Genomic DNA, 21,421 nt, shown 5'->3' with positions numbered 1-21,421 from the left:
CGACCGTCTATGCCGCCTTGATGCGTCCGACCGGCACCAGCAGGCGGCGATCGCCATCGTCGAGTGGCGCTACACGGACGCCGAATACGCGGCCGAGCGTCTCCGCGGTCATCACCTCGGCGACGGGCCCGAAGGCAACCAACCGGCCGTCGGTGAGCAGCAGCGCGTCGTCCGCCGCGCGCTGCGCCTGGACGAGGTCGTGGAGGACGATCGCCACCCCTGCCCCGCCGAGCGCGTAGCCGCGCAGGCGGGCGAGCAGGTCGATCTGGTGCGACGGATCGAGGCTCGCGAGCGGCTCGTCCGCCAGCAACCAGCGCGGCTCGCCCGCCAGCACGCGCCCCAGCAGGACCCGCGCCCGCTCGCCGCCGGAGAGTTCGCCGACCGGGCGGTCCGCGAGGTGAATCGTCTCGGTGTCGTGCATCGCGCGCTCGACTGCGGCGCGATCGGCGGGCGACGGGGCGGCATGCGCGCCAAGGTGCGGCAGGCGGCCGAGCGCGACGACATCGCGCGCGACGATGTTCCAGTGGACCGTCGCGTCCTGCGGGAGATAGCCGATCGCGCGGGCGCGCGCGCGCGCGTCCATCCTGGCGACGTCCTGCGCGTCGAGGCGGACACTGCCGGTACTGCGGTCGACAAGTGCGGCTGCAGCCTTGACGAGCGTGCTCTTGCCGGCGCCGTTGGGGCCCAGGATCGCGGTGACGCGGCCGGGACGCAGGTGCGCGGACACGTCGTTGAGGACGGTGCGCTTGCCAAGTTTCACGCCCAGCGCATTGATAATCAGATCCATGCGCGACCTCGTTCCCTGACCAGCAACCCGAGGAAAAACGGCGCGCCGATCATCGCCATCGCCACGCCGAGCCGGACTTCGCCCGCGCCGGGCGCGAGGCGGACGAGGCTGTCGGCAGCGAGCACGAGCGCCGCTCCACCGAGCGCGGAGGGCAGCAGCAACGCGCTCGGGCGGTGACCGAAGATCGGTCGCAACAGATGCGGGACGACCAGCCCGACGAAGCCGATCACGCCGGTCACGGCGACGCCAGCACCGACGACGAGCCCCGTGCCGAGCACGACCAGCAATCGGACCCGGCCCATCCGCGTCCCGAGCGACCGCGCCGCCGCCTCGCCCAGCGCCAGCGCGTCGAGCGAGCGGCCGGTGAGCATCAGCAGCGCCGCGCCGACCGCCATCGGCGGGAGCGCGAGCGTCACGTCGTCCCAACCGCGATCGGTCAGCGCGCCCATGATCCAGTCGATCACCTCGGCGACCGCATAGGGGTTCGGCGCGATCGAGATCAGGAACGCGGTCAGCGCGCCGGCGAGGCTCGACAGCACCGTACCCGCGAGGATGAAGGTGATCGCGCTCGGCGACCGCCATGTCAGCGCGGCGAGCAACGCGACCGCGCCGCCTGCCCCCAGCATCGCCGCCGCGAAGATCGCGGGGCCGGAGCCGAGCCCGAACACGATTGCCGCGACTGCTGCGAGGGCTGCGACCGACGACACGCCGACGACGGCGGGGTCGGCGAGCGGATTGCGGAGATAGCCTTGCAGCACCGCGCCCGACAGGCCGAGCGTGGCGCCGAGCGCTAGCCCGAGGACTGCACGTGGGAGGCGCAGTTCGAGGATGATCCACCAGCGCGGGTCGGTCGAGAACCAGGCGGAGGCCGGCACCCAGACTTTCCCGCAGCCGAGCGACAGGCCGAACAGGAGGATCACGAGCAGACCGAGGGCGACGAGCTTGAGGGTGCGGGTCATCAAAACGCCGCCTCGCCCATACCGACCACCGCCACGACCGCCACCCCGGCGGAGGCCGGGGCCCAATTGGAGGACGGTCGTGACGATGCGCGGCACTCCGTTACTTCGGCCATTCCAATTGGGCCCCGGCCTTCGCCGGGGTGGTTTTGGTATGCGTGCAGCATCACAGCCCCGCCCGGATCGCGGCAAGGCGTTCGAGCGCAGGCGGGATCGTCGGCCCACCGCAATTGACCAGGACGCGCGGGAAGACGGCTTGCGGCGTGTTCGGCAACAAGCGGTGGCGCAGCGCGGTGCCGCGGCTTTTTCGTTCGGAAGCGATCACGACGGCGGGGGGCTGCGTCACGATCGTTTCGGCTGACAGCGTGCCGGTATGCGTCAGGCCGTAGCTCGCGGCGGCGTTGCGGAAGCCGACGCGCGTCATCATGTCGTTCAGCAACGTGCTCCCCCCGGTCGCGAGATCGCCGCTGATATAGAGCAACGCGCTCGGCGAAGCGCCATCCTTGCGGCTCCGGCGCGACACCGCGCGGTCGATCTCAGCGTTGATTCGCGCGCCGCCCATCGGCGCACCGGCAGCCTCGGCGATCTGCGTGACCTGCGCCTGGCTCTCCGCGATCGAGTCGGGGATGCCGATCAGCAGCGTCTTCAAACCGGCCCGCGCATAGGCCGCCTGCGTCGCGGGGGGCGTGTAGGTGCTAGCGATGACCAGATCGGGGTGGAGCGCGATCACCTCCTCTGCGGTCCCGGCGATCCCGCGAAACCTACGCGCGACAGCGATCGGGATCGAGGTTGCGGAGGGATCCTGCGAATAATGGCTGATCGCGGCCATCTTTGCGGGCGGCAGGATGCGGACCAGCACCGAATCCGCGCACGGATTGGTCGAGACGATCCCCCCGCCTACTCCCGCGCCGGGGGGCTTGGCGCAGCCCCCGATCAGGAGCGCGAGGAGGATCGCCCCGCGCCTCACTTCAGGCGCAACCGCACGCCGCCATAGGCCGCGCGGCCGTAATTGCCGTAGCCGGCAATCGTCTCGTACCGCGAGTCGGTCAGATTATCGACGCGGCCATAGACCGCGAACCGCTCGCCGATCGGCAGTTCCGCACGGACGCCGGCCAGCGCATAGCCGTCGAGCCGCGTGGTATTGCTCGCCTCGTCGAAGCTGTCGCCGACCATCGTCACGGTGCCGCCGACGGACAGTCCGAACGCGAACCGATAATCGGCATCGACGCTCGCGGTCTGCTTTGGGCGACGTGCCAGAACATTGCCGAAATTGTCCCCGATCGAGCGGTTCTCGGTGTCGATATAGCTGTAGTTGGCGGTCAGCGTCAGCGCGTCGACCGGGCGCAGCGCGAGCGTGAATTCGACGCCATCCGCTTCGGCCCGCGCGACGTTGTCGTAAACGCCGAACGGACGGTTGGCGCAGATCGAACCGGGCGTCGCCAGCTCGGCCGGGCTGCAATCGCGGAAGTCGATCTGGTTGCGCGTGCGGCGATTGAAATAGGTCACCGCGACGCGCGCCCGGTTGCCGAGAAACGCCTGTTCGACGCCAACGTCGAAGTTGCGTGCCGTCTCCGGATCGAGGCCACGGTTCCCGTAGTCGGAGAACAGCTGGTACAAGGTCGGTGCCTTGAAGCCCTCGCCATAGCTCGCGCGGACGGTGGTGCCGGTCCGCAATGCCAACGCTGCGTTGGCGCCGAACGTCGTGTGGCTGCCGAAATCGTCGTGGTCGTCGTTGCGGACGCCGCCGGTGACCGTGAGGATATCGAGCGGCTTGACGATCAGCTGGCCGTACACGCTGGTGATGCCGGTATCTGCAAACGTGAAGCCGTCGTTGAAACGACTGTTCTCGCGCTCGACACCTGCGACGACGCGCACCTGGTCGAGCGGGCGGAAGTCGCCCTGATATTCATAGCGCTCGCTACGGCCACGGCCAATGAACGATATGTCGCCACCGGGCTGGGTGAAGTTGTCGCGGTTGATATCGGCGATCGTGAACGCCACGCGGTTGTTGAACCGACCGTCCGCGAGGTTCGCATGTAGGCCCGCATAGCCGTAAAGCTCTTGCGTGGTGGCGTAGGCGAGACTGTCGGCGACCACGAACGTGTTCGGGTCAAAACCGTCGTCGATCTCGACTTTGCTGTCCGCGAAATAGCCGCGCAGGTCCAGGCCGATGCCCGGCGCGAACTCGACGCCCACCCGCCCGGTTGCGCCATATTGGCGATAGCCGTCGCGCTCCGTGCCGCTGGCTGCGGACGAGATACCGTCGGTGCGCAGATAGCCGCCGGTCAGCGATCCGGACACCGGCCCCGACTTGCCCGAGACGCCCGCGCTCGCGAACACGCTGTCGGCATAGCCGTACTCGGCGTTGGCGCGCGCTTGCACGCCCTCGGTCGGCGCGGCTGTGATGATGTTGACGACGCCCCCAATCGCCTGGCTGCCCCAAGGCACCGAGTTCGGCCCGCGCAATATCTCGATGCGCTCGACCGAGCTCGACAGCAGGTTGCCGAAGTTGAAGCCGCCCCCGGTCGACGAGGGGTCGTTGACGCGCACGCCATCGATCACGACGAGCGTCTGGTCCGCCTCGGCACCGCGGATGCGAACGCTGGTCAGCGCGCCGACCGTACCGTTGCGCGTGACGGTAATGCCCGGCGTGGTCGCGAGCAGATCGGACACGACGGTGGTCTGGCGGCGCTCGATCTCGGCGCGGTCGATCACGGTCACGGCCTGGCCGATCTCGCTCAGCGGTTGCGCCGCGCGGGTCGCGGTGACGACGACTTCGGGGGCGTCGAAGTCGGGAATGTCCTGCGCATAGGCGGGCGATGCGATCGCCGCGGCACTCAGGAGAAGGAAGAATTTCGTCATCGGCTGCGTCCTAAACGGAACCGCCAGCGACCATTCGCCGGGCGGCCAGACGTCTCTCGCTCGAGGAAACCCGGCATGACCGGAGCACTCGTCCGCGCCGGACACCCGCCCGCGCAGTGGATCGACCGTGAGAGGCAGGTCTCCTGGCTTCCGGGTCGCCGCGCCCACCCCGCCTTCCCAGGTCGAGACCCAGTGGCATATCGGGGTGGCCGCTATCCGGTCACAGTTGCGGGTACAGCGCCGGTCTTGCGGATTTGGATCGTGACGACCCGGCCCGCGCACCGACTTCCCTTTTGATCCCGTCGCCGGGAACCCTTCACGTTGGCGGCATTAGTCGTGCGCCAGACACGGGTCAACGCAGAGACACCTGGAGACGATCGGCGCTCACCGCCCGCCGTACCGCAGCCCCACCCAGATCGTTCGCGGCGTGGCGCGCTCGACGATGTTCGCGCCGCTGATCCCTGCCTCGACGCGCTCGTTGAACAAATTCTCCCCGCGCACCTCGGCGACCAGCGAGCGCAGGATCGGCAACGCCGCATACGCGTCCAGCGTCGTCGCCGGATCGAGCACCCGCGTGTTCTGGTCGTCATCGAACTGCCGGCCGATATGGCGCACGGTCAGCGACAGCGCTGCCGCGTCGTGTCGCCAGTCGATCGTCCCCGAAACCTGATCGCGCGGGGTCTGCGCCGGACGCAAACCGTCCAGAGCAGCCGTGATCCCCGACCCCTCGACCTTCGAATTCGTATGCGACCACGATGCCTGCACGCCAAACGGACCCGGCCGATACGCCGCATCCAGCTCGAACCCGTGCGCGCGGATCGCGTCGAGGTTCTGGCGAACGCGGTAGGTCGTCACCCCCGGCAACACCTGCGGCGGGTTGGTCGTCGTGACGTTGGCCACCGCATCCTTCAGCCGGTTGTAGAAATACGTCGCGGCGATGCTCACGCCCGGAGCAGGCGTCAGCGTGACACCGCCCTCGACCCCGGTCAGCCGCTCCGGCGACAGCAGCGCGTTCGCCGCGGTCGCATCGTTGCCGACGCGGAATGGTCGATACAGTTCGTTGAGCGTCGGCAATCGCCACCCGCGATACCCGGCCGCCCGCAGCGTGATCGCCTCGACCGGTTGATACGCTACGCCCGCCCGGCCGGTCGTCTCGCTGCCGTCGCGATCCGCATAGCGCAGATTGGTCAGCGCCGCGCCGCCCGCGAGCGGCCGTTCGGACAGATAGCCACCGTCGATCGACCACCAGTCGACCCGGCCACCCAGGCTGAACGTGAAGTCGCCCGCGACGAGGCTCCCATCCGCGAACACGCCAGTCGTCGTCGTGCTCCCGCCGGCCTCGCGCCGCCGCGTCGGCGCTGCGTTGACGAACGTGTACAGCTCCTGCGTCTTCCCGCTGACATCGCGAACATCCGCTCCCAGGCGAAGCGCGATGCTCTCGCCCAGCGGCGGGAGGATCTCGATCCGTCCCCCCAGCCCCGTCGCGGGCGTATTATACTGGTTGAGCGACTGGATTGCGGTCGTCCGCGCGGCATTGATGCTGTTGAAGCTGCTCGCGAACGCGCGCGTCTGCAGATACGCCAGCGCCGAATATCCCCAACGCCCGCGCCCGACCAGCCGGACGCTCGCATCCGCGCCTTCGCTCTTGTTGTCGGTGAAGTCGCTGCCCCGGTCGCGCCGATCGGTGAATGCGCTCGCATTCATCTGCAATTCGGTCTTCGCACCGATCCCGACGACGGTCCGCAGCGCGCCCGACGCCTGCTCGTACGGCGCGGCGCGATCGACGATCCCCCGGCTTTCCTCGACGGTCGGCGTGAAGCCATCCCCGCGCGCGTAAGCGCCGGACAGGGTCGCAAACCCCGACCCGCGCACCAGTGCGGCATACCCCTGGGCATCGACCGAATCCCGGCTGCCATACGCAACGTTGCCCTGGAAAGGCGCCGCTTGGTCCGGCGTCGCGCTTTCGAGCTCGACCGTCCCGGCCAGCGCGCCCGGCCCCTGATACCCGCTACCGCCGCCGCGCGTGACGCGGATGCGCCCGAGCCTTTCCGTCGCATACGCCGGAAACGCGACCCAGCCGCCGAACGGATCCGCCTGCGGCACGCCGTCGAAGATCAGCAGCGCACGGCTCGACGCATTGCCACCGATCCCGCGCAACGAAATCCCCTGGCTGGTCGGGTTGGCGCTGCGCGAATCCGACCGACGAAACTGCTGGAGCCCCGCGACATCGGCCAGCACGCTCTCCAGCCGATTGCTCGCATTCGCCTGGATCCGCGCGCGATCGATCGTGACGACGTCGTACGCACGATCGCCGGGCGCATCGGCAAGCCCGCGCCCGGTGACGACGATCTCAGCCGGCTGGTCGGCCGCGACACTTGTCTGCGCAATCGCGCTCCCGGACGAGATCAACACGAAGGCGAGCGTAGAGAATGAGATACGGATCATTACCACCGCATGGCAGCTTTTCCGCCCGCCCGGAATACACCTCCGACGTCAGGCTGCGCCGAGCTTCGCCGCATTGCGCGCGATCGCCGCCGCGCTGGCAAGAACCACCGCATCCTCGACGAACCCCGTCGGTGTCTGGCCGTACTGCGACATCGCCGCCATTCGCGCACGCCAGCCGGGATAGGATGCCGCGACCGCCGTCAGTCCACCCACCGCGGCGCCGATCCACCGCTGCCGCCGCGGGACGAGCGAAGCCCCCGCGATCGCCGACGTGACGAACCGCGCGGCCAGGCCGATCGCGACGATCCGGTCGGGCGCGGTCTTCTGCTTGTCCCCCGCCATCTCGCCGATCGCGAGTGCCAGCGCACCTGCGGCGACGATGGGATGCGACAGCAGCTTCGGCGCACCATTGTCGGCAGGCAGTTCGTCGCGAGCGGCGGCGATGGCGACCGCGGCGAGCGGCGTCATCGCGCGCTGGCCACCGACGAGGCCCATCAGGAAGGATGCGAGCATGATGATCTCCGAAAACAGGTTCGAGCGCATCAACGCGTGCAAGCTCAACCGGGGTCCGTCGCTGGGACCGACCGGCGATCCCTTTGATTCAGCAGGGAAACCCGGACGCATGTCGGTCGTTCATCGCGGTATCTCCCCAAAGCTTCAGGACACAGATCGATGAGATTCGATGACAAGATCGTGGTGATCACCGGCGCCGCCTCCGGCATCGGCGAAGGCGCCGCGCGTCGTTTCGCCGCGGAAGGCGCGACGCTCGTACTCGGCGACAAGGACACGGACGGCCTCGCGAAGGTCGCCGCCAGCCTCGACGGCACGACCGTCGGAACGCTCGAAACCGACGTCTCCGACATGACCGCCTGCGAGGCGCTGGTGGCACACGCGATCGACAAGTTCGGCCGCATCGACGTGCTCGTCAACGACGCCGGCGTCGACCATCTCGGCAAGCTCGACGAGGGCGACCTCTCAGAATTCACCAAGGTCATCGAGACCGATCTCTACGGCGTCGTCCACATGAGCCGCGCCGCGATCGCCACGCTGCGCGCGAACAAGGGCTGCATCGTCAACGTCTCGTCCGTATCGGGCCTCGGCGGCGACTGGAACCACAGCTTCTACTGCGCTGCCAAGGGCGCGGTGACCAACTTCACGCGAGCGCTCGCGATGGACGAGGCGAAGCACGGCGTCCGCGTCAACGCGGTAAACCCGTCGCTGACCTACACGGCGCTGACAGCCGGCATGAAGGACCAGCCCGACCTGATCGCGAAGTTCGAGGAGCGCATCCCGATGGCACGCGGCGCACAGCCCGAAGACATCGCCGGCGCCATCGCGTTTTTGGCTAGCGCCGACGCGCACTATATAACCGGGGTCAACCTGCCGGTCGACGGCGGCCTGTCCGCGTCGAACGGCCAACCGGCGCTCTCCTGAGCGCGAGAGGATCACCATGACCGACTATAAGAAGACCGACGAAGCAATCGCCAAGCTCACCCCCGAGCAGTTCCACGTCACGCAGCAGAGCGGCACCGAGCGGCCGGGCACCGGCGAATATCTCAACACGCGCGAGCCCGGTCTGTACGTCGACATCGTCTCGGGCGAGCCGCTGTTCGCATCCGCCGACAAGTTCGATTCGCATTGCGGCTGGCCGAGCTTCACCAAGCCGATCACGCCCGAGCACGTCGCCGAACTCCACGATCGCAGCCACGGCATGGTCCGCACCGAGATTCGTTCGGCAGGCGCCGATAGCCATCTCGGCCACGTGTTCGAGGATGGCCCGCAGGACAAGGGCGGGCTGCGCTACTGCATCAATTCGGCGTCGCTGCGGTTCGTCCCCCGCGCCGAGATGGAAGCCAACGGGTATGTCGCCTACCTGCCGCAGGTCGACGCGGCAGGCTGACGATAGCACGCGATGGTCTGCCGTACGGGCACACCATCGCGTTCTACTGATACTCGATTTCAGCGCCGGGTCGCGAGCTTCGCGCCCAGCGCCGTGACCAGCCCGAACACCGCATGGTTCACGCTGTGCATGCCGATCGTCTTCGCATCGGCCTGCCACTCCGGCGGCTTCACGCCAAGCAACGGCCCCGTGATCCAGTGCATCGCCGCATAGAACGCCGCGCCGAACACCAGGCCCGATCCAACGACCGACGCTTCCTCGTCGACGGTCGCGGCATAGACCGCGCCCGCCGCCGCAGACAGCAACAGGTGACCGCCCTGCGTGATCGCCTGCTCGCGCGGCGACGGCAGGGCATCCGCGGCCGGGGTGTCGATGCCCAGTTTCCCCGCGGTCTTGCGTTCGAGCGTGACGATCTCGGACGGTTCGCCGCTCTTGCGCTCGCCCGCCATTAGCAGCGCAGTAATGCCCAGCCCGGCCACCAGGCCACCTGCGACCGCACCGGCCATACGTCGTGAATCCATCATTTCGCTCCTGAAGTTCTGCCGTCCACAACGCGCGGATCGCAAATCGGTCCACCACGTCGCGCCGCCCGATCATCTTTGCAAATCATTGGCTTAGCCGCCGGAACAGCAGCCTCCCGAGACTGTTTCGATACCAGGACCCTTCGCGTCGGCCCGCTCCACCGTGAGCTTCCACCATGAGCCCGACGCCTCGATCCGACGAGGACCATCATGCCGATCCAGACCACCGACGATCTCGCAATCACCTATGCCGATACCGGGCCGCGCGATGGCCCGCCGGTCCTGCTGATCCACGGCTGGCCCGACGACGCATCGACCTGGGACGACGTCATCCCCACACTCAACGCGGCCGGATTGCGGACTATCGTGCCGACCTTGCGCGGCTTCGGCGAAACCCGGTTCGTGCGCGATGCACCGCGCACCGGCAACAGCGCGATCCTGGCGATGGACATGATCGCGTTGATGGACGGGCTCGGGATCGAGACGTTCATGGTCGCCGGGCACGACTGGGGCTCGAACACCGCGGAGGCGCTCGCAGTCGGCTGGCCCGACCGCGTCGAGCGGATGGCGATGCTCGCGACGCCGCCCCGTCTCGGCGGCATGCCGACGCCGCCGTTCGAGCAGGCGCAGCGCCAATGGTATCACTGGTTCATGGCCACCGCGCGCGGTGCGCAGGCCGTTCGCGACGACCACAAGGGCTTTGCGCACATCCACTGGGTCAACTGGTCGCCCCCCGGCTGGTTCGACGAGACGACCTTCGCCCGCGTCGCACGATCGTTCGAGAACGCCGATTGGGCCGACGTCACGCTGCACAGCTATTGCGCGCGCTGGAACGAAGCCGAGCCCAATCCGCGCAGCCAGTGGCTCGAGGACAAGGTGAAGGCGACCAGGACGCTCTCCTTGCCGACGATGTATTTCCAGGGCGCGGTCGACGGCGTGAACCCGCCATCGGCGAGCACCTCGGTACCCGCCAAGTTCACCGGCCCGTTCGCGTTCGTGACGCTCAACGGCGTCGGCCATTTCATCCAGCGCGAAGCCCCCGACGCGATCGCGCGGCATCTCATCCAGCTTTTCACCGGCAATCCTGCCGAACTGTCCGACACCACCGACCGGAGCCTTATCATGTCCAAGACCAAGCCCTTCCTCGCCGGCGTAGCCGCGATCGCCGTCGTCGCCGCGGCGGCGATCGGCGTCGCCAGCGCGCAGACCGCATCGCAGACCAGCGGTCGCCCCCTCACCCAGGTCGCGCAGTTCGATCACCAGGCGACCGGCGTCGCCGTCACCGCCGACGGCCGTCGCTTCGTCAACTTCCCCCGCTGGACCGACGACGCGCCGATCTCGGTCGCCGAAGTGATGAAGGACGGCTCGCTCAAGGCCTATCCGGACGCCAAGTGGAACAGCTGGCGCAACGCGAAGTCGAACGAGATGCCGGTCGGCAATTACTTCGTCTGCGTGCAGTCGATCGTCCCCGACGGCCACGGCAACCTCTGGGTGCTCGATCCCGGTGCGCCGGGTAACGAGAAGATCCTCGAAGGCGCGCCAAAGTTGGTCAAAATCGACCTCGCCTCTAACCGCGTGACCAAGGTCATCAAGGTGCCGCTCGACGTCGCGTTGCAGGGCACCTACCTCAACGACATCCGCTTCTCGCCCGACGGCAAGACCGGCTACATCACCGATTCCGGGACGCGTGGCGCGATCATCGTCATCGATCTCGAAACCGGCAAGGGCTTGCGCGCGCTCGACGGCCATGGCTCGACGCAGATCGACAAGACCGTGAAGGTGATGACCGACGGCAAGCCGCTCGTCCGCCCCGATGGTCGTCAGCCCGCCTTTGCCGCGGATGGCATCGCGATCTCCAACGACGGCAAGACGCTGTATTACCAGGCGCTCACCGGCAAGACGCTCTACTCGATCGACACCACGCTGCTGCGTGACGGCGTCAGCGAGGCGACGCGGGCCGCGGGCGTGAAGACGGTCGCGCAGACGCACGTCGCCGACGGCCTCTGGATGAGCAAGGCGGGCACGCTCTACCTGACGTCGCCAGTGAACAACGGCATCACCCGGCTGGTAGGCGATCATGTCGAGCCGGTGTTGACCGACGCCCGCCTGCGCTGGCCCGACACCTTCTCGGAAGGTCCGGACGGCCGCATCTACGTCACCGCAAGCCACATCCAGGACACCAACTGGTTCAAGCCCGGTGCGCCCGCGTCGCTCAAGACCGAGCTGTTCTCGTTCGCACCCGCAAAGTGAGGCCCGACATGACCTATCTCCGCTACAGCGACGACATCGAGACGATCCAGCCCGACGAGCAGACGTCGATCGACGGCATCATCCAGGGCATGTCGCAGCAGACCGAAACCGTCGAGAAGCGCGAGGGCCATGCGGTCCGCGCGAGCCACGCCAAGAGTTCGGCATGCGTGATCGGCGAACTCACGATCGCGCCCGGCCTGCCACCCGAACTCGCGCAAGGCGTGTTCGCGACGCCCGGCACGCACCCCGTCGCGATCCGCTTCGCGCAAGGGCCGGGCGAGACGCTCGGCGACCGCGTCTCGACGCACCGCGGCATGGCGATGAAGATCTTCGACGTACCCGGCGACAAGCTGTCGGGTCATGATGCCGACACGCAGGATTTCGTGTTCGCGACGGGCACGACGTTTCCGTCCGGCACCGCACAGGGGTTTCTGAGCGACGCCAAGAAGATCGGTGCGGCAGTACCGTTGCCGGAGGGCTTCAAGAGCGCGGTGTCGAGCCTCGCGCGCAACGTGAACAAGGCACTGCACGCGGTCGGCACCGAGAGCCCCAAGGCGGACTTTTTCGGCCACCCGTTCAGCCATCCGCTCGCCGAACCGTATTTCAGCCAATGTCCGATCCGCTACGGCGATTACGTCGCCAAGCTCGGCGCCTTCCCCGCCTCGCCCGAACAGGCCGCGCTCAAGGACTGGGAACTCGACCCGAAGCAGGACGAGGACGGTTTCCGCCATGCAGCCGTCCGCTATTTCGGCGAACACGACGCGGTCTTCGAACTGCGCGTACAGCTCTGGGCGAACGCCGAAATGCAGCCGATCGAGGACACCTCGGTCGACTGGCCCGAGGAGGACAGCCGCTACCTGACGGTCGGGACGATCCGCATCCCGCGACAAGAAGCCTATAGCGCCGCCCGCGTCCGGTATTTCGACGATGTGATGACGTTCCGTCCCGCGCACGCACTCGTGGCGCATCGCCCACTGGGTTCGGTGATGCGCGCCCGCTTGCAGGTCTATCAGGCGCTGTCGAAGCTGCGGCACGGCGAGAACGGCATCAAGGCCGAAAACACCGCGAAAATCGACCAGATACCCGCCTGAGACGAGGGTCCCTTCGGGGACCCCGGTAGCACTCCAGGCAAATAAAAACCCCGCTAGTCCATGGGACTAGCGGGGTTTTCAATGGTGGGCGTGGCAAGGATTGAACTTGCGACCCCTGCGATGTCAACACAGTGCTCTACCACTGAGCTACACGCCCGCCGGAGGGCTCCACTAGCCGCGCTCTTCGCGGCGTGCAAGCCCTCAATGCATGCCCGTGACATTATCCATCTCGAACAGCCGATCGACCTCGGCGACCAGGTCGCGCAGGTGGAACGGCTTGGACAGCACGCGCGCCTGCGGCATCGCCCGCCCGGCCTTCAAGGTGACCGCCGCAAAGCCGGTGATGAACATCACGCGCAGGTCCGCGCACATCTCGCCGGCCTTCTGCGCCAGCTCGATGCCGTCCATCTCGGGCATGACGATATCGGTCAGCAACAGGTCGAACGTCTCGGTTTCGAGCAACGGAATCGCCGCCGTCCCGCGGTCGACCGCGGTCACGGCATAGCCCGAGCGTTCGAGCGCCCGAGTCAGATACTCGCGCATGACCTGATCGTCCTCGGCCAGCAGAATTCGCAACATCGATCTAAAGTCCCGTTTTTACACGCATATGCTGGTACCGTTCCTAGCCACAAACTGGTTAACATTTCCAGGTCGATTGCCCGCACCGTGTGAGCGCTCTAGCGTATTGCCATGCATGCATCTCCGTTCGAGCGCCTGGGCGCAATGCCGCCCGTGAGCCCGGTGGTGATGTCCGTGCCGCATGCGGGGCGAGACTATCCGCTCGCGCTGAAGACCGCGTTGCGCGTTCCGCTGTCGGGGTTGCTGCCGCTCGAAGATCGGCTGGTCGATGCCGTCGCGCGCGCCGCGCGTACCGACCAGACGACGATCGTGCAGACGCGCGCACGGGCCTGGATCGATCTCAACCGCAGTGAGGACGAGCGTGACCCTCTGCTCGACGAGGGCGCGCGGTCGCTTCCGCCCATGCAACAATCCGCCAAGCTGCGGAGCGGTCTCGGGCTCGTGCCGCGGCGAGCTTCCGGTGCAGGCGATCTCTGGGCGCGGCGGTTCACCGATGCCGAGGTCACCGCACGGATCGCCAACGATCATCGCCCCTATCACGCCGCCCTCGCCGCGGCGCTGGCGGCGGCGCAGGCGCGATTTGGCGTGGCGGTATTGCTCGACGTCCATTCGATGCCGCAACTCGCCCCCGGTGGCACCCGGATCGTGCTCGGCGACCGGTTCGGCCATGCCGCCGCCCCGCGGTTCGTCACGCGGGTCAAGGACGAATGCATCGCGCGAGGCTTTTCGACCGCGATCAACGCACCCTATGCAGGCGGCCATATCCTCGAACGCCATGCGCGCCCTGCCACGGGTATCCACGCGATCCAGCTCGAACTCGATCGCACGCTCTACCTCGACCGCAAGCTGCACGCGCCGGGCGCCGGCTTTCCGCGGGTCGTCGATCTGGTGCGCTCGATCCTGGCCGCGCTGGCCGACGAGGCGCTTTCGATCCCACTCGCGGCAGCGGCCGAGTAGTCAGAACGGACTAGCCGCCGCCTACCCGATCACCGCATCCAGCAGTTCCTCGATTCGGCTCGCGCGTGCGATCGGGTCGGCGATGCCCTCCGCCGCGATCCATCGGCCGTTCTTCTCGACCAGGTCATCGATCGGTTTCGCCGCCCCGCGAATCTGTGGCGTGAAGGCGATCGCCGCAGGGCCGGCATCGATCCGCCGGATACCCGCCGAGCGCGCCAGCATGCGTATCCGCGCGACCTGCAACAGGTTGCGTGCCGCGTCGGGGGTCTTGCCGAACCGATCGTCGAGCTCGGCCTCGAACAGATCGAGCGCCGCGACATCCTCCAGCCGGGCGAGCCGTCCGTAGAGCGACAGCCGCATCTCCATTTCGGGGATCCACGCCTCGGGCAATATCCCGCCCATTTCGAGATGCAGTTCGGGCACCCAATCGTCGACGATTGCGCCGCCGTCGCGTTCGACGCGCGCGAGGAGCAGCGCGCGACCGAACAGATGCTGGTACAGGTCGATGCCGATCAGCTTCATGTGCCCGGCCTGCGCCTCGCCGACCAGATCGCCCGCCCCGCGCAGGTCGAGATCGCGCGCACTGATCGCAAACCCCGCTCCCAGTCTGTCGAACGCCTGAAGCGTCCGCAGCCGTTTCAGCGTGGCCTCGGCGATCGTCGCGTCGCCGTCGGTCAGCAGCATTACCTGCCCGCGCCGTCCGCTGCGCCCGACGCGACCGCGCAACTGGTGGAGCTGCGACAGGCCGAAGCGGTCCGCGTGGTGGACGATCATCGTGTTCGCGCGCGGCACGTCGAGCCCCGCTTCGATGATGTTGGTGGCGAGCAGTACGTCGCCGTCGCCTGCTGCGAACGCGACCATCGCCTCGTCGATGTCGGTCGCGGGCATCTTGCCGTGCGCCTGGACCAGCCCGAGTTCGGGCACCAGCTTGGCAAGCTTGGCAGCGAGCGGCGCCATGTCGTCGATCCGCGGCACCACCACGAAGCTCTGCCCGCCCCGCGCCCGCTCACGCCGCAACGCCGCACGCACGGTCGCGTCGTCGAACAGCGCCACCGACGTCCGTATCGGCTGCCGCCGGGCCGGTGGTGTCGCGATCACCGACAGCCCCTGCAACCCGATCATCGCGGATTGCAGCGTACGCGGAATGGGCGTCGCGCTCAGCGTCAGCACGTGTCCCACGCCGAGCGCATGCAGCTTTGCCTTGTCGGCCGCACCGAAGCGTTGCTCCTCGTCGATCACGACCAGCGCGAGGTCCTTGTACGCGACGCCCTTCCCGGCGATCGCGCCAGTGCCGATCACGACCCCGATCGAGCCATCCGCAAGGCCCGCCTTGACGCGCGTCTTCTCAGCCGCGCTCGACAGGCGCGAGAGCCCGGCGACGACGATCCCGGTGCCTTCGAATCGCTTGGCGAACGTCTCGATATGCTGGCGGACGAGCACCGTGGTCGGTGCGGCGATTGCCACTTGCCGCCCGGCCAGCGCCACGGCAGCGGCGGCGCGCAAGGCGACCTCGGTCTTCCCGTAACCGACGTCGCCGATCACGAGCCGATCCATCGGCTTGCCGCTGGCAAGATCCGCCAGCGTCGTCGCGATCGCCCGCGCCTGATCGGGCGTCTCGGTGAAGGCGAAACCGGCGGCAAAGCGCTCGTAGCGCGCGCGGTCCGGTTCGATCGGGTCGGTTTTGCGCGCGTCGCGTTCCGCCGCGATCGCGGCAAGGTCCCGCGCGCTCTCGGCAATCGCGGCATCGATCGCACCGCGACGTTTCTGCCACGACGAGCCATCGAGCGCATCGAGGGTCACCGCGTCGGCGTCCGCCCCATAGCGCCAGATACGATCGGCTTCGAGGACCGGGACGAGGCGACGACCATCCTTGGCATATTCGAGGACGATCGCATCGCCGCCCGCGTTGGGCAACGCCTCCAGCCCGCGAACCACGCCGATCCCGAACTCCTCATGGACGATCACGTCACCGCATTGCAGCTCGCTCGCCAGACCCGACAGGGCATTCGCACCGCTACCGGCGATTTCGTCGCCCCGTGCCCGGCCGCCGAGCAGGTCTGCCCCCGCAACGACGGTCGTACCGCTCGCGACGAACCCGCGATCGACGGGCGCCGCGAGAAGCAGCGCCGTGCCCGGTTTCGCCGCGATCACCGCCGCCCAGCGATCGACGACCGTGAACGCGATCTTGGCGGCATGCTCTAGCCGCGGTTGCAGGAACCGCAGGTCGCGCGGCGATCCGACGATCAGCAGGCGTCCGTCGGCCAGAGCATCCTTGGCGAAGCGGGCAAAGGCGCGGGCGGGATCGCGGCGCTCGACAAACCGCGGCGGCGTGTCGTCGGCGACCGCGAACGCAAGCATTTCCCGTTTCGCCGTTTCGCCGTTCCAGGCCTTCTCCTCGACCAGATCGGCAGCAGCCTTGCGCCGCGGCAGGCCATCCGCGGCGATGGCAAGGAAACGATTGCGCCGCTTCTCGGCATCGCGATCGAACGCGATCGCGGCTTCTGGCAGATGCGCCAGGATCGACACGCCCTTCTCGACCAGCGGCTCAGTCGCGCGGCCGATCTCGATCACGTCGACATCGTCGCAGCCGAGTTGCGAGACCGGATCGTATTCGCGCAGGGCGGTGATACGGTCTTCGGCGAACTCGATCCGGACGGGGTTTTCGCGATCGGCGGGAAATACGTCGATGACGCCGCCCCGAACCGCGATCTCGCCGGGTTCGTCGACACGGTCGTCGTTCTGATACCCGATATCCGTGGCGACGACCGCAAACGCGTCGACGTCGATCGTATCGCCGACCGCGAGCCGCGGCGGCGCGGCGTCGAACATCGCCGGCGGCGGATAGCGTACCGCCGTCGCCTCGGCCGTGGTCACCAGCAGGATCGGACTGGTCTTGTCCTCGGACCCCGCGCGCAACCGGCGCAACGCCGCGACCCTGCGCCCGACATTGGCCGGCGATGCCGGCGCATCGTCACCCGGCAACGCATCGCTCGACGGCAGGTGAACCACCAGCGCATCGGGTGCCAGCGCGGTCACGATCGCCGCAATCTCGGTCGCACGCTGGTCGTCGGCGGCGACGTAGATCAGACTGCCTCGGGACGTCGCCTCGGCGATCGCAACCGCGATCGGTGCCGTCGCCGCGACCGGCGTCGTACTGTCACTCTCTATCTGTCGACCTACCTGAAGCACCGATACGCATCCTTATTTTTAGGATGAACGTGGTCTCGGTGCGCCCGTTCCGGCGATCCTATCCTCGATCAGCTAGTTCGCCGGATCACCACGCGAACGCCGGCACGGTTTCGCGCCGCCCGACCAGGAACGCATCGGCCACCAATCGCAGCGGCGTCACGTCTACATCGCTCGCCCGCGTGCGCACCAGCCGCTCGAATTTGGCATACAGGCGCGGATATTCCGCGTCGGGTGCCTCGGTGATCGTCCCGTCGATCTCGAGCACGGAGCCCCCCATCCGCAACGTCAATCGGCCTCCTTGGGTGTCGACGACGATATCCCATTGCTGGAGTCCCTCGTGGAGGAAGTCGAACGCCGCGGTGACGGGGACGTCGTCGCAGGACAGGAGAATGTCGGCGGCAAGCGGCGACATTCGCCCTTCCGGCACGCGCAGGTCGGCGCTCTGGACGCTCCATGCGCCCGGCAAAATCTCGGTCGCGATCGACAACGCGTTGATGCCCGGATCGAACACGCCGAAGCCGCCCGCTTCGAGGATCCAGTCCTGCCCGGGATGCCAGCGGCGGATGTCCTCGCGCCAGTCGATCGTCACGCGCTCGACGGTCCGGTCCGCGAGCCACGCGCGGGCCGCCGCAACGCCGGCTGCTTCGCGCGAATGCCAGGTCGCGAACAGTGTCCGTCCGGCAGCGGCGGCATGCGCCTCGATCCGGGCGATTTCCGACAGCGTCGCGGCGGGCGGCTTCTCCAGCATCACGTCGAGTCCGGCATCGATCGCCGCCATCGCAATGGCTGCCCGGCCCACCGGGGGCGTGCAGATCGATACAGCATCCAGCGCATGGCCCGCAGCAAGCAACGCATTGATATCGTGATAATTGGGCACGCCGTCGACGACCGCGTTCCGGCTGGCCGCCGCAACAAGCTCGAACCGCGGATCGGCCGCGATCGCCGGTAGATGCTGATCGCGCGCGATCTTGCCGACACCGATGATCGCCAGCCGGATCGGTTGCGCAGACGCTGTCTTATCGACCATTCGGATTCCTCAATTTATCTTACTTATTCGTTGTAACGTTTCGCAGCTACGCTATCAACAGCGCGACGACCGTGGCGCGCGAGTCTTTAAATCTTGCTGCGTCAATGGTTTGCATCGGAGTGCATGACATGACGGATATGATCGACAACGGACCGGCCAACCCTGCTCAGGGCAGATTGCGGTCGCGCGCGTGGTTCGACGATCCGAGCAATCCCGACATGACCGCACTCTATATCGAGCGCTATCTGAACTACGGGCTCAGTCTCGAGGAACTCCAGTCGGACCGGCCGATCATCGGCATCGCGCAAACCGGCAGCGACCTCGCGCCGTGCAACCGCCACCACCTCGTCCTCGCGCAGCGCGTCCGCGACGGCATTCGCGATGCAGGCGGTATCCCGATCGAATTCCCGATCCACCCGATCCAGGAAACCGGCAAGCGCCCGACCGCCGGGCTCGACCGCAACCTCGCCTATCTGAGCCTCGTCGAGGTGCTGCACGGTTACCCGATCGACGGCGTCGTGCTGACGATCGGCTGTGACAAGACGACGCCGGCGTGCCTGATGGCCGCGGCGACGGTCAACATCCCGGCGATCGCGCTCTCCGTGGGGCCGATGCTCAACGGCAACTATAATGGCCAGCGCACCGGCTCGGGGACCATCGTGTGGAAGGCGCGCGAGCTGCTCGCGGCGGGCGAGATCGACTATAAGGGCTTCATCGCGCTGGTCGCGTCGTCGGCGCCGTCGACCGGCTTCTGCAACACGATGGGCACAGCCACGACGATGAACTCGCTGTGCGAGGCGCTCGGCATGTCGCTGCCGGGCTCGGCCGCGATCCCCGCGCCGCACCGCGATCGCCAGGAATGTTCGTGGGAAACGGGCCGCCGGATCGTCGAGATGGTCGCCGCCAACCGCCGCCCCTCCGACGTGCTCACGCGCCAGGCGTTCCTCAACGCGATCCGCGTCAATTCGGCGATCGGCGGATCGACCAACGCGCCGATCCACCTGAACGCGATCGCGCGCCATGTCGGCGTCGAGCTGACGCTGGAGGATTGGGAGAATCACGGTGCCGACGTGCCCTTCATCGTCAATCTGCAACCCGCCGGCGAATATCTCGGCGAGGATTTCTACCGCGCGGGCGGCGTCCCCGCGGTGATGGGACAGTTGCTGGCGAAGGGCATGATCGACGGCTCCGCGCTGACCGTGAACGGCAAGACCGTCGAGGAGAATATCGGCGGCCAGACGACCCGCGACGTCGACGTCATCCGCCTGCTCGACGCGCCGCTGCTCGCCAATGCGGGGCTGACCGTCCTGCGCGGCAACATGTTCGATGCGGCGGTGATGAAGCTCAGCGTCGTCTCGGACCAGTTCCGCGAGATGTACCTCAGCAATCCCGACGATCCCGAGGCATTCGAGGCGACCGCGGTCGTGTTCGACGGGCCGGAGGATTATCACAAGCGGATTGACGACCCCGCGCTGGGCATCGATGAGACCTGCATCCTGGTGATGCGCGGCACCGGGCCGATCGGGTATCCGGGCGGCGCGGAAGTCGTCAACATGCGCCCACCCGCGGCGCTGATCCGCGCGGGCATCCACGCGCTGCCGTGCCTTGGCGACGGGCGTCAGTCGGGGACGAGCGGCAGTCCGTCGATCCTCAACGCCTCGCCCGAGGCAGCGGCGGGCGGCAATCTCGCGCTGCTCCAGACCGGCGACCGCATCCGCATCGACCTGCGCGCCAACCGGGCCGACATGCTGGTCGACGACGCCGAACTCGCGCGACGCCGTGCGGCGGTGGACGCGGACGGCTATTTCTTCCCGGTATCGCAGACCCCGTGGCAGGAGATCCACCGCAACATCGTCGGCCAGTTCGACGGCGGCGCGGTGATCGAGAGCGCGGTGAAGTATCAGCGCATCGCCGAGAAGGGCCTGCCACGCGATAGCCATTGAGGGCACCTCGTGCGCGGTCCACGGGCTCTCAATCCTCCCCCTAGCGGGGGAGGATCAAACGCTGCCGCCCCTCATTCCTCCCCGATCATCGTCAGCACGTCGCCGATGATCCGCGTCATCGCCACCTTCGCGGCCGCGGGATCGCGCGCGATGATCGCGTCAGCCACCGCGGCGTGATCGGCGATGTTGGCCGAGCGCCCCTTGATCCGGTTGGTGAAGCGGATCGAGGTCCGCAGCGCCGTCGACACCACCGACTGGAACTGCGCGTAGAACGGGTTCTTCGACGCGCGCATGATCGCGACATGGAACGCGATATCGGCCTCCAGCGGATCGGTCAGCCCCGACTCGCCCGCCTCCATCTGCTCCAGCCCACTGCGGATCGCCTGGATATCGGCCGCATCGCCGTAGCGCGCCGCCAATGCCGCCGCCTCGGGTTCGATCGCCACGCGCAACTGGTTGAAATGCCGCAACAGTTCGACCGAGAATTTCCGCTCGAGCGTCCAGCGCAGCACGTCGGTGTCGAACAGGTTCCAGGCGCTCGCGGGCTGCACCACCGTCCCCTGCCGCGGCCGCGCGCTGACAAGGCCTTTCGCAGTCAGCATCTTGACCGCCTCGCGCGTCACCGACCTGCTCACGCCATGCGTCTTGGCGATCTCCGCCTCGGTCGGGAACGGCCGGCTTTCATACCGCCCCGTCACGATCGCACGACCCAGCGTATCGAGCATGCCGTGCGTCAGGTTGCGTCCTGCAACCGCGCCGACCGGATTGATTTCGGTGTCTGTGATTTCGGTAGCCATCTGCACGAGTTCTGGCGCAACATCGCCTTGCTGTCACGTATCCAAGCGTTACGCTAGACAATGCACAATTGTCGTATAAATATCCTCGCACCGGGCGAACCGCACGCGAACCGGGTG

Annotated in this window: 18 protein-coding genes, 1 tRNA gene and 1 riboswitch; of the genes, 7 read left to right on the top strand and 12 right to left on the bottom strand. The window is 67.6% G+C overall.

Annotation, left to right across the window (positions count from 1 at the left end; translation table 11 throughout):
• Nucleotides 1-7: 7 nt before the first annotated feature.
• The 6 genes from IFR23_RS15005 to IFR23_RS14980 all read right to left on the bottom strand — a co-directional run bounded on the left by IFR23_RS15005 (nt 8) and on the right by IFR23_RS14980 (nt 7,563).
• Nucleotides 8-787 (bottom strand): ABC transporter ATP-binding protein, encoded by a 780-nt coding sequence (locus tag IFR23_RS15005; RefSeq protein ID WP_192976599.1) that lies wholly within the window; start codon nt 785-787, stop codon nt 8-10.
• Nucleotides 778-1,746 (bottom strand): FecCD family ABC transporter permease, encoded by a 969-nt coding sequence (locus tag IFR23_RS15000; protein ID WP_192976598.1) that lies wholly within the window; start codon nt 1,744-1,746, stop codon nt 778-780. Before IFR23_RS15000 ends, IFR23_RS15005 begins: the two co-directional genes overlap by 10 nt.
• A gap of 163 nt (nt 1,747-1,909) precedes the next feature.
• On the bottom strand, nt 1,910-2,710 hold the full coding sequence (locus IFR23_RS14995) for an ABC transporter substrate-binding protein (RefSeq protein WP_192976597.1): 801 nt from the start codon (nt 2,708-2,710) through the stop codon (nt 1,910-1,912).
• Nucleotides 2,707-4,605, bottom strand: coding sequence for a TonB-dependent receptor plug domain-containing protein (locus IFR23_RS14990; RefSeq protein WP_192976596.1), 1,899 nt, complete (start codon nt 4,603-4,605; stop codon nt 2,707-2,709). Before IFR23_RS14990 ends, IFR23_RS14995 begins: the two co-directional genes overlap by 4 nt.
• A 116-nt stretch (nt 4,606-4,721) precedes the next feature.
• Nucleotides 4,722-4,937, bottom strand: a riboswitch (cobalamin riboswitch).
• A gap of 52 nt (nt 4,938-4,989) precedes the next feature.
• Nucleotides 4,990-7,050 carry a TonB-dependent receptor gene (locus tag IFR23_RS14985; RefSeq protein ID WP_192976595.1) on the bottom strand — a complete coding sequence of 687 codons (2,061 nt, stop codon included), beginning with the start codon at nt 7,048-7,050 and terminating at the stop codon, nt 4,990-4,992.
• A gap of 48 nt (nt 7,051-7,098) precedes the next feature.
• Complete coding sequence (locus tag IFR23_RS14980; protein WP_244655714.1) at nt 7,099-7,563, bottom strand: DUF4126 domain-containing protein; 465 nt, start codon at nt 7,561-7,563, stop codon at nt 7,099-7,101.
• Between IFR23_RS14980 and IFR23_RS14975 the strand changes: the two genes are divergently transcribed.
• From IFR23_RS14975 to msrB, 3 genes are read left to right on the top strand one after another with little or no spacing between them, the layout of a single operon-like run.
• Entirely contained in the window at nt 7,562-7,726 is a 165-nt protein-coding gene (locus tag IFR23_RS14975; RefSeq protein WP_192976678.1) for a hypothetical protein, read from the top strand. The genes IFR23_RS14980 and IFR23_RS14975 overlap by 2 nt on opposite strands.
• Nucleotides 7,723-8,484: an SDR family NAD(P)-dependent oxidoreductase gene (locus IFR23_RS14970; RefSeq protein ID WP_192976594.1), complete on the top strand. Its 762-nt coding sequence runs from the start codon at nt 7,723-7,725 to the stop codon at nt 8,482-8,484. The genes IFR23_RS14975 and IFR23_RS14970 overlap by 4 nt, the downstream gene beginning before the upstream one ends.
• A 16-nt stretch (nt 8,485-8,500) precedes the next feature.
• Nucleotides 8,501-8,950, top strand: a complete 450-nt coding sequence (msrB, locus tag IFR23_RS14965) for a peptide-methionine (R)-S-oxide reductase MsrB (protein WP_192976593.1) — start codon at nt 8,501-8,503, stop codon at nt 8,948-8,950.
• A 59-nt stretch (nt 8,951-9,009) separates the two neighbouring features.
• On the opposite strand, the gene IFR23_RS14960 is transcribed toward msrB, so the two are convergent.
• On the bottom strand, nt 9,010-9,471 hold the full coding sequence (locus IFR23_RS14960; RefSeq protein ID WP_192976592.1) for a hypothetical protein: 462 nt from the start codon (nt 9,469-9,471) through the stop codon (nt 9,010-9,012).
• A gap of 210 nt (nt 9,472-9,681) precedes the next feature.
• Here IFR23_RS14960 and IFR23_RS14955 point away from each other — a divergent pair, with 210 nt between their 5' ends.
• Both IFR23_RS14955 and IFR23_RS14950 read left to right on the top strand, forming a co-directional pair.
• Complete coding sequence (locus tag IFR23_RS14955; RefSeq protein WP_192976591.1) at nt 9,682-11,721, top strand: alpha/beta fold hydrolase; 2,040 nt, start codon at nt 9,682-9,684, stop codon at nt 11,719-11,721.
• 8 nt (nt 11,722-11,729) lie between these two features.
• Nucleotides 11,730-12,812, top strand: a complete 1,083-nt coding sequence (locus tag IFR23_RS14950; protein ID WP_192976590.1) for a catalase family protein — start codon at nt 11,730-11,732, stop codon at nt 12,810-12,812.
• 82 nt (nt 12,813-12,894) lie between these two features.
• Here the strand turns inward: IFR23_RS14950 and IFR23_RS14945 are convergent.
• Together IFR23_RS14945 and cpdR are read right to left on the bottom strand one after the other, a co-directional pair.
• Nucleotides 12,895-12,969 (bottom strand) — tRNA-Val (locus IFR23_RS14945).
• Nucleotides 12,970-13,013: 44 nt separating this feature from the next.
• Nucleotides 13,014-13,391: a cell cycle two-component system response regulator CpdR gene (gene cpdR, locus IFR23_RS14940; protein ID WP_056065257.1), complete on the bottom strand. Its 378-nt coding sequence runs from the start codon at nt 13,389-13,391 to the stop codon at nt 13,014-13,016.
• Between the two features lie 111 nt (nt 13,392-13,502).
• Here cpdR and IFR23_RS14935 point away from each other — a divergent pair, with 111 nt between their 5' ends.
• The gene (locus IFR23_RS14935; RefSeq protein WP_192976589.1) at nt 13,503-14,348 is read left to right on the top strand and encodes an N-formylglutamate amidohydrolase; all 846 of its coding nucleotides are present in this window, start codon (nt 13,503-13,505) and stop codon (nt 14,346-14,348) included.
• A gap of 21 nt (nt 14,349-14,369) precedes the next feature.
• Here the strand turns inward: IFR23_RS14935 and IFR23_RS14930 are convergent, their stop codons facing one another.
• Together IFR23_RS14930 and IFR23_RS14925 are read right to left on the bottom strand one after the other, a co-directional pair.
• Entirely contained in the window at nt 14,370-17,537 is a 3,168-nt protein-coding gene (locus tag IFR23_RS14930) for a TRCF domain-containing protein (protein WP_342344972.1), read from the bottom strand.
• A gap of 85 nt (nt 17,538-17,622) precedes the next feature.
• A complete protein-coding gene (locus IFR23_RS14925) occupies nt 17,623-18,564 on the bottom strand; it encodes a Gfo/Idh/MocA family protein (RefSeq protein ID WP_192976588.1) in 942 nt (313 codons plus the stop codon).
• A 128-nt stretch (nt 18,565-18,692) separates the two neighbouring features.
• Here IFR23_RS14925 and IFR23_RS14920 point away from each other — a divergent pair, with 128 nt between their 5' ends.
• Nucleotides 18,693-20,507 (top strand): IlvD/Edd family dehydratase, encoded by a 1,815-nt coding sequence (locus tag IFR23_RS14920; RefSeq protein WP_274599198.1) that lies wholly within the window; start codon nt 18,693-18,695, stop codon nt 20,505-20,507.
• Between the two features lie 71 nt (nt 20,508-20,578).
• Here IFR23_RS14920 and IFR23_RS14915 read toward each other — a convergent pair whose 3' ends face one another.
• Nucleotides 20,579-21,304 (bottom strand): FadR/GntR family transcriptional regulator, encoded by a 726-nt coding sequence (locus tag IFR23_RS14915; protein ID WP_192145737.1) that lies wholly within the window; start codon nt 21,302-21,304, stop codon nt 20,579-20,581.
• Nucleotides 21,305-21,421: the final 117 nt, after the last annotated feature.

The organism is Sphingomonas sp. CFBP 13603, assembly GCF_014892665.1.
GTDB lineage: Bacteria > Pseudomonadota > Alphaproteobacteria > Sphingomonadales > Sphingomonadaceae > Sphingomonas.
This window is presented reverse-complemented; position numbering and strand designations above follow the sequence as displayed.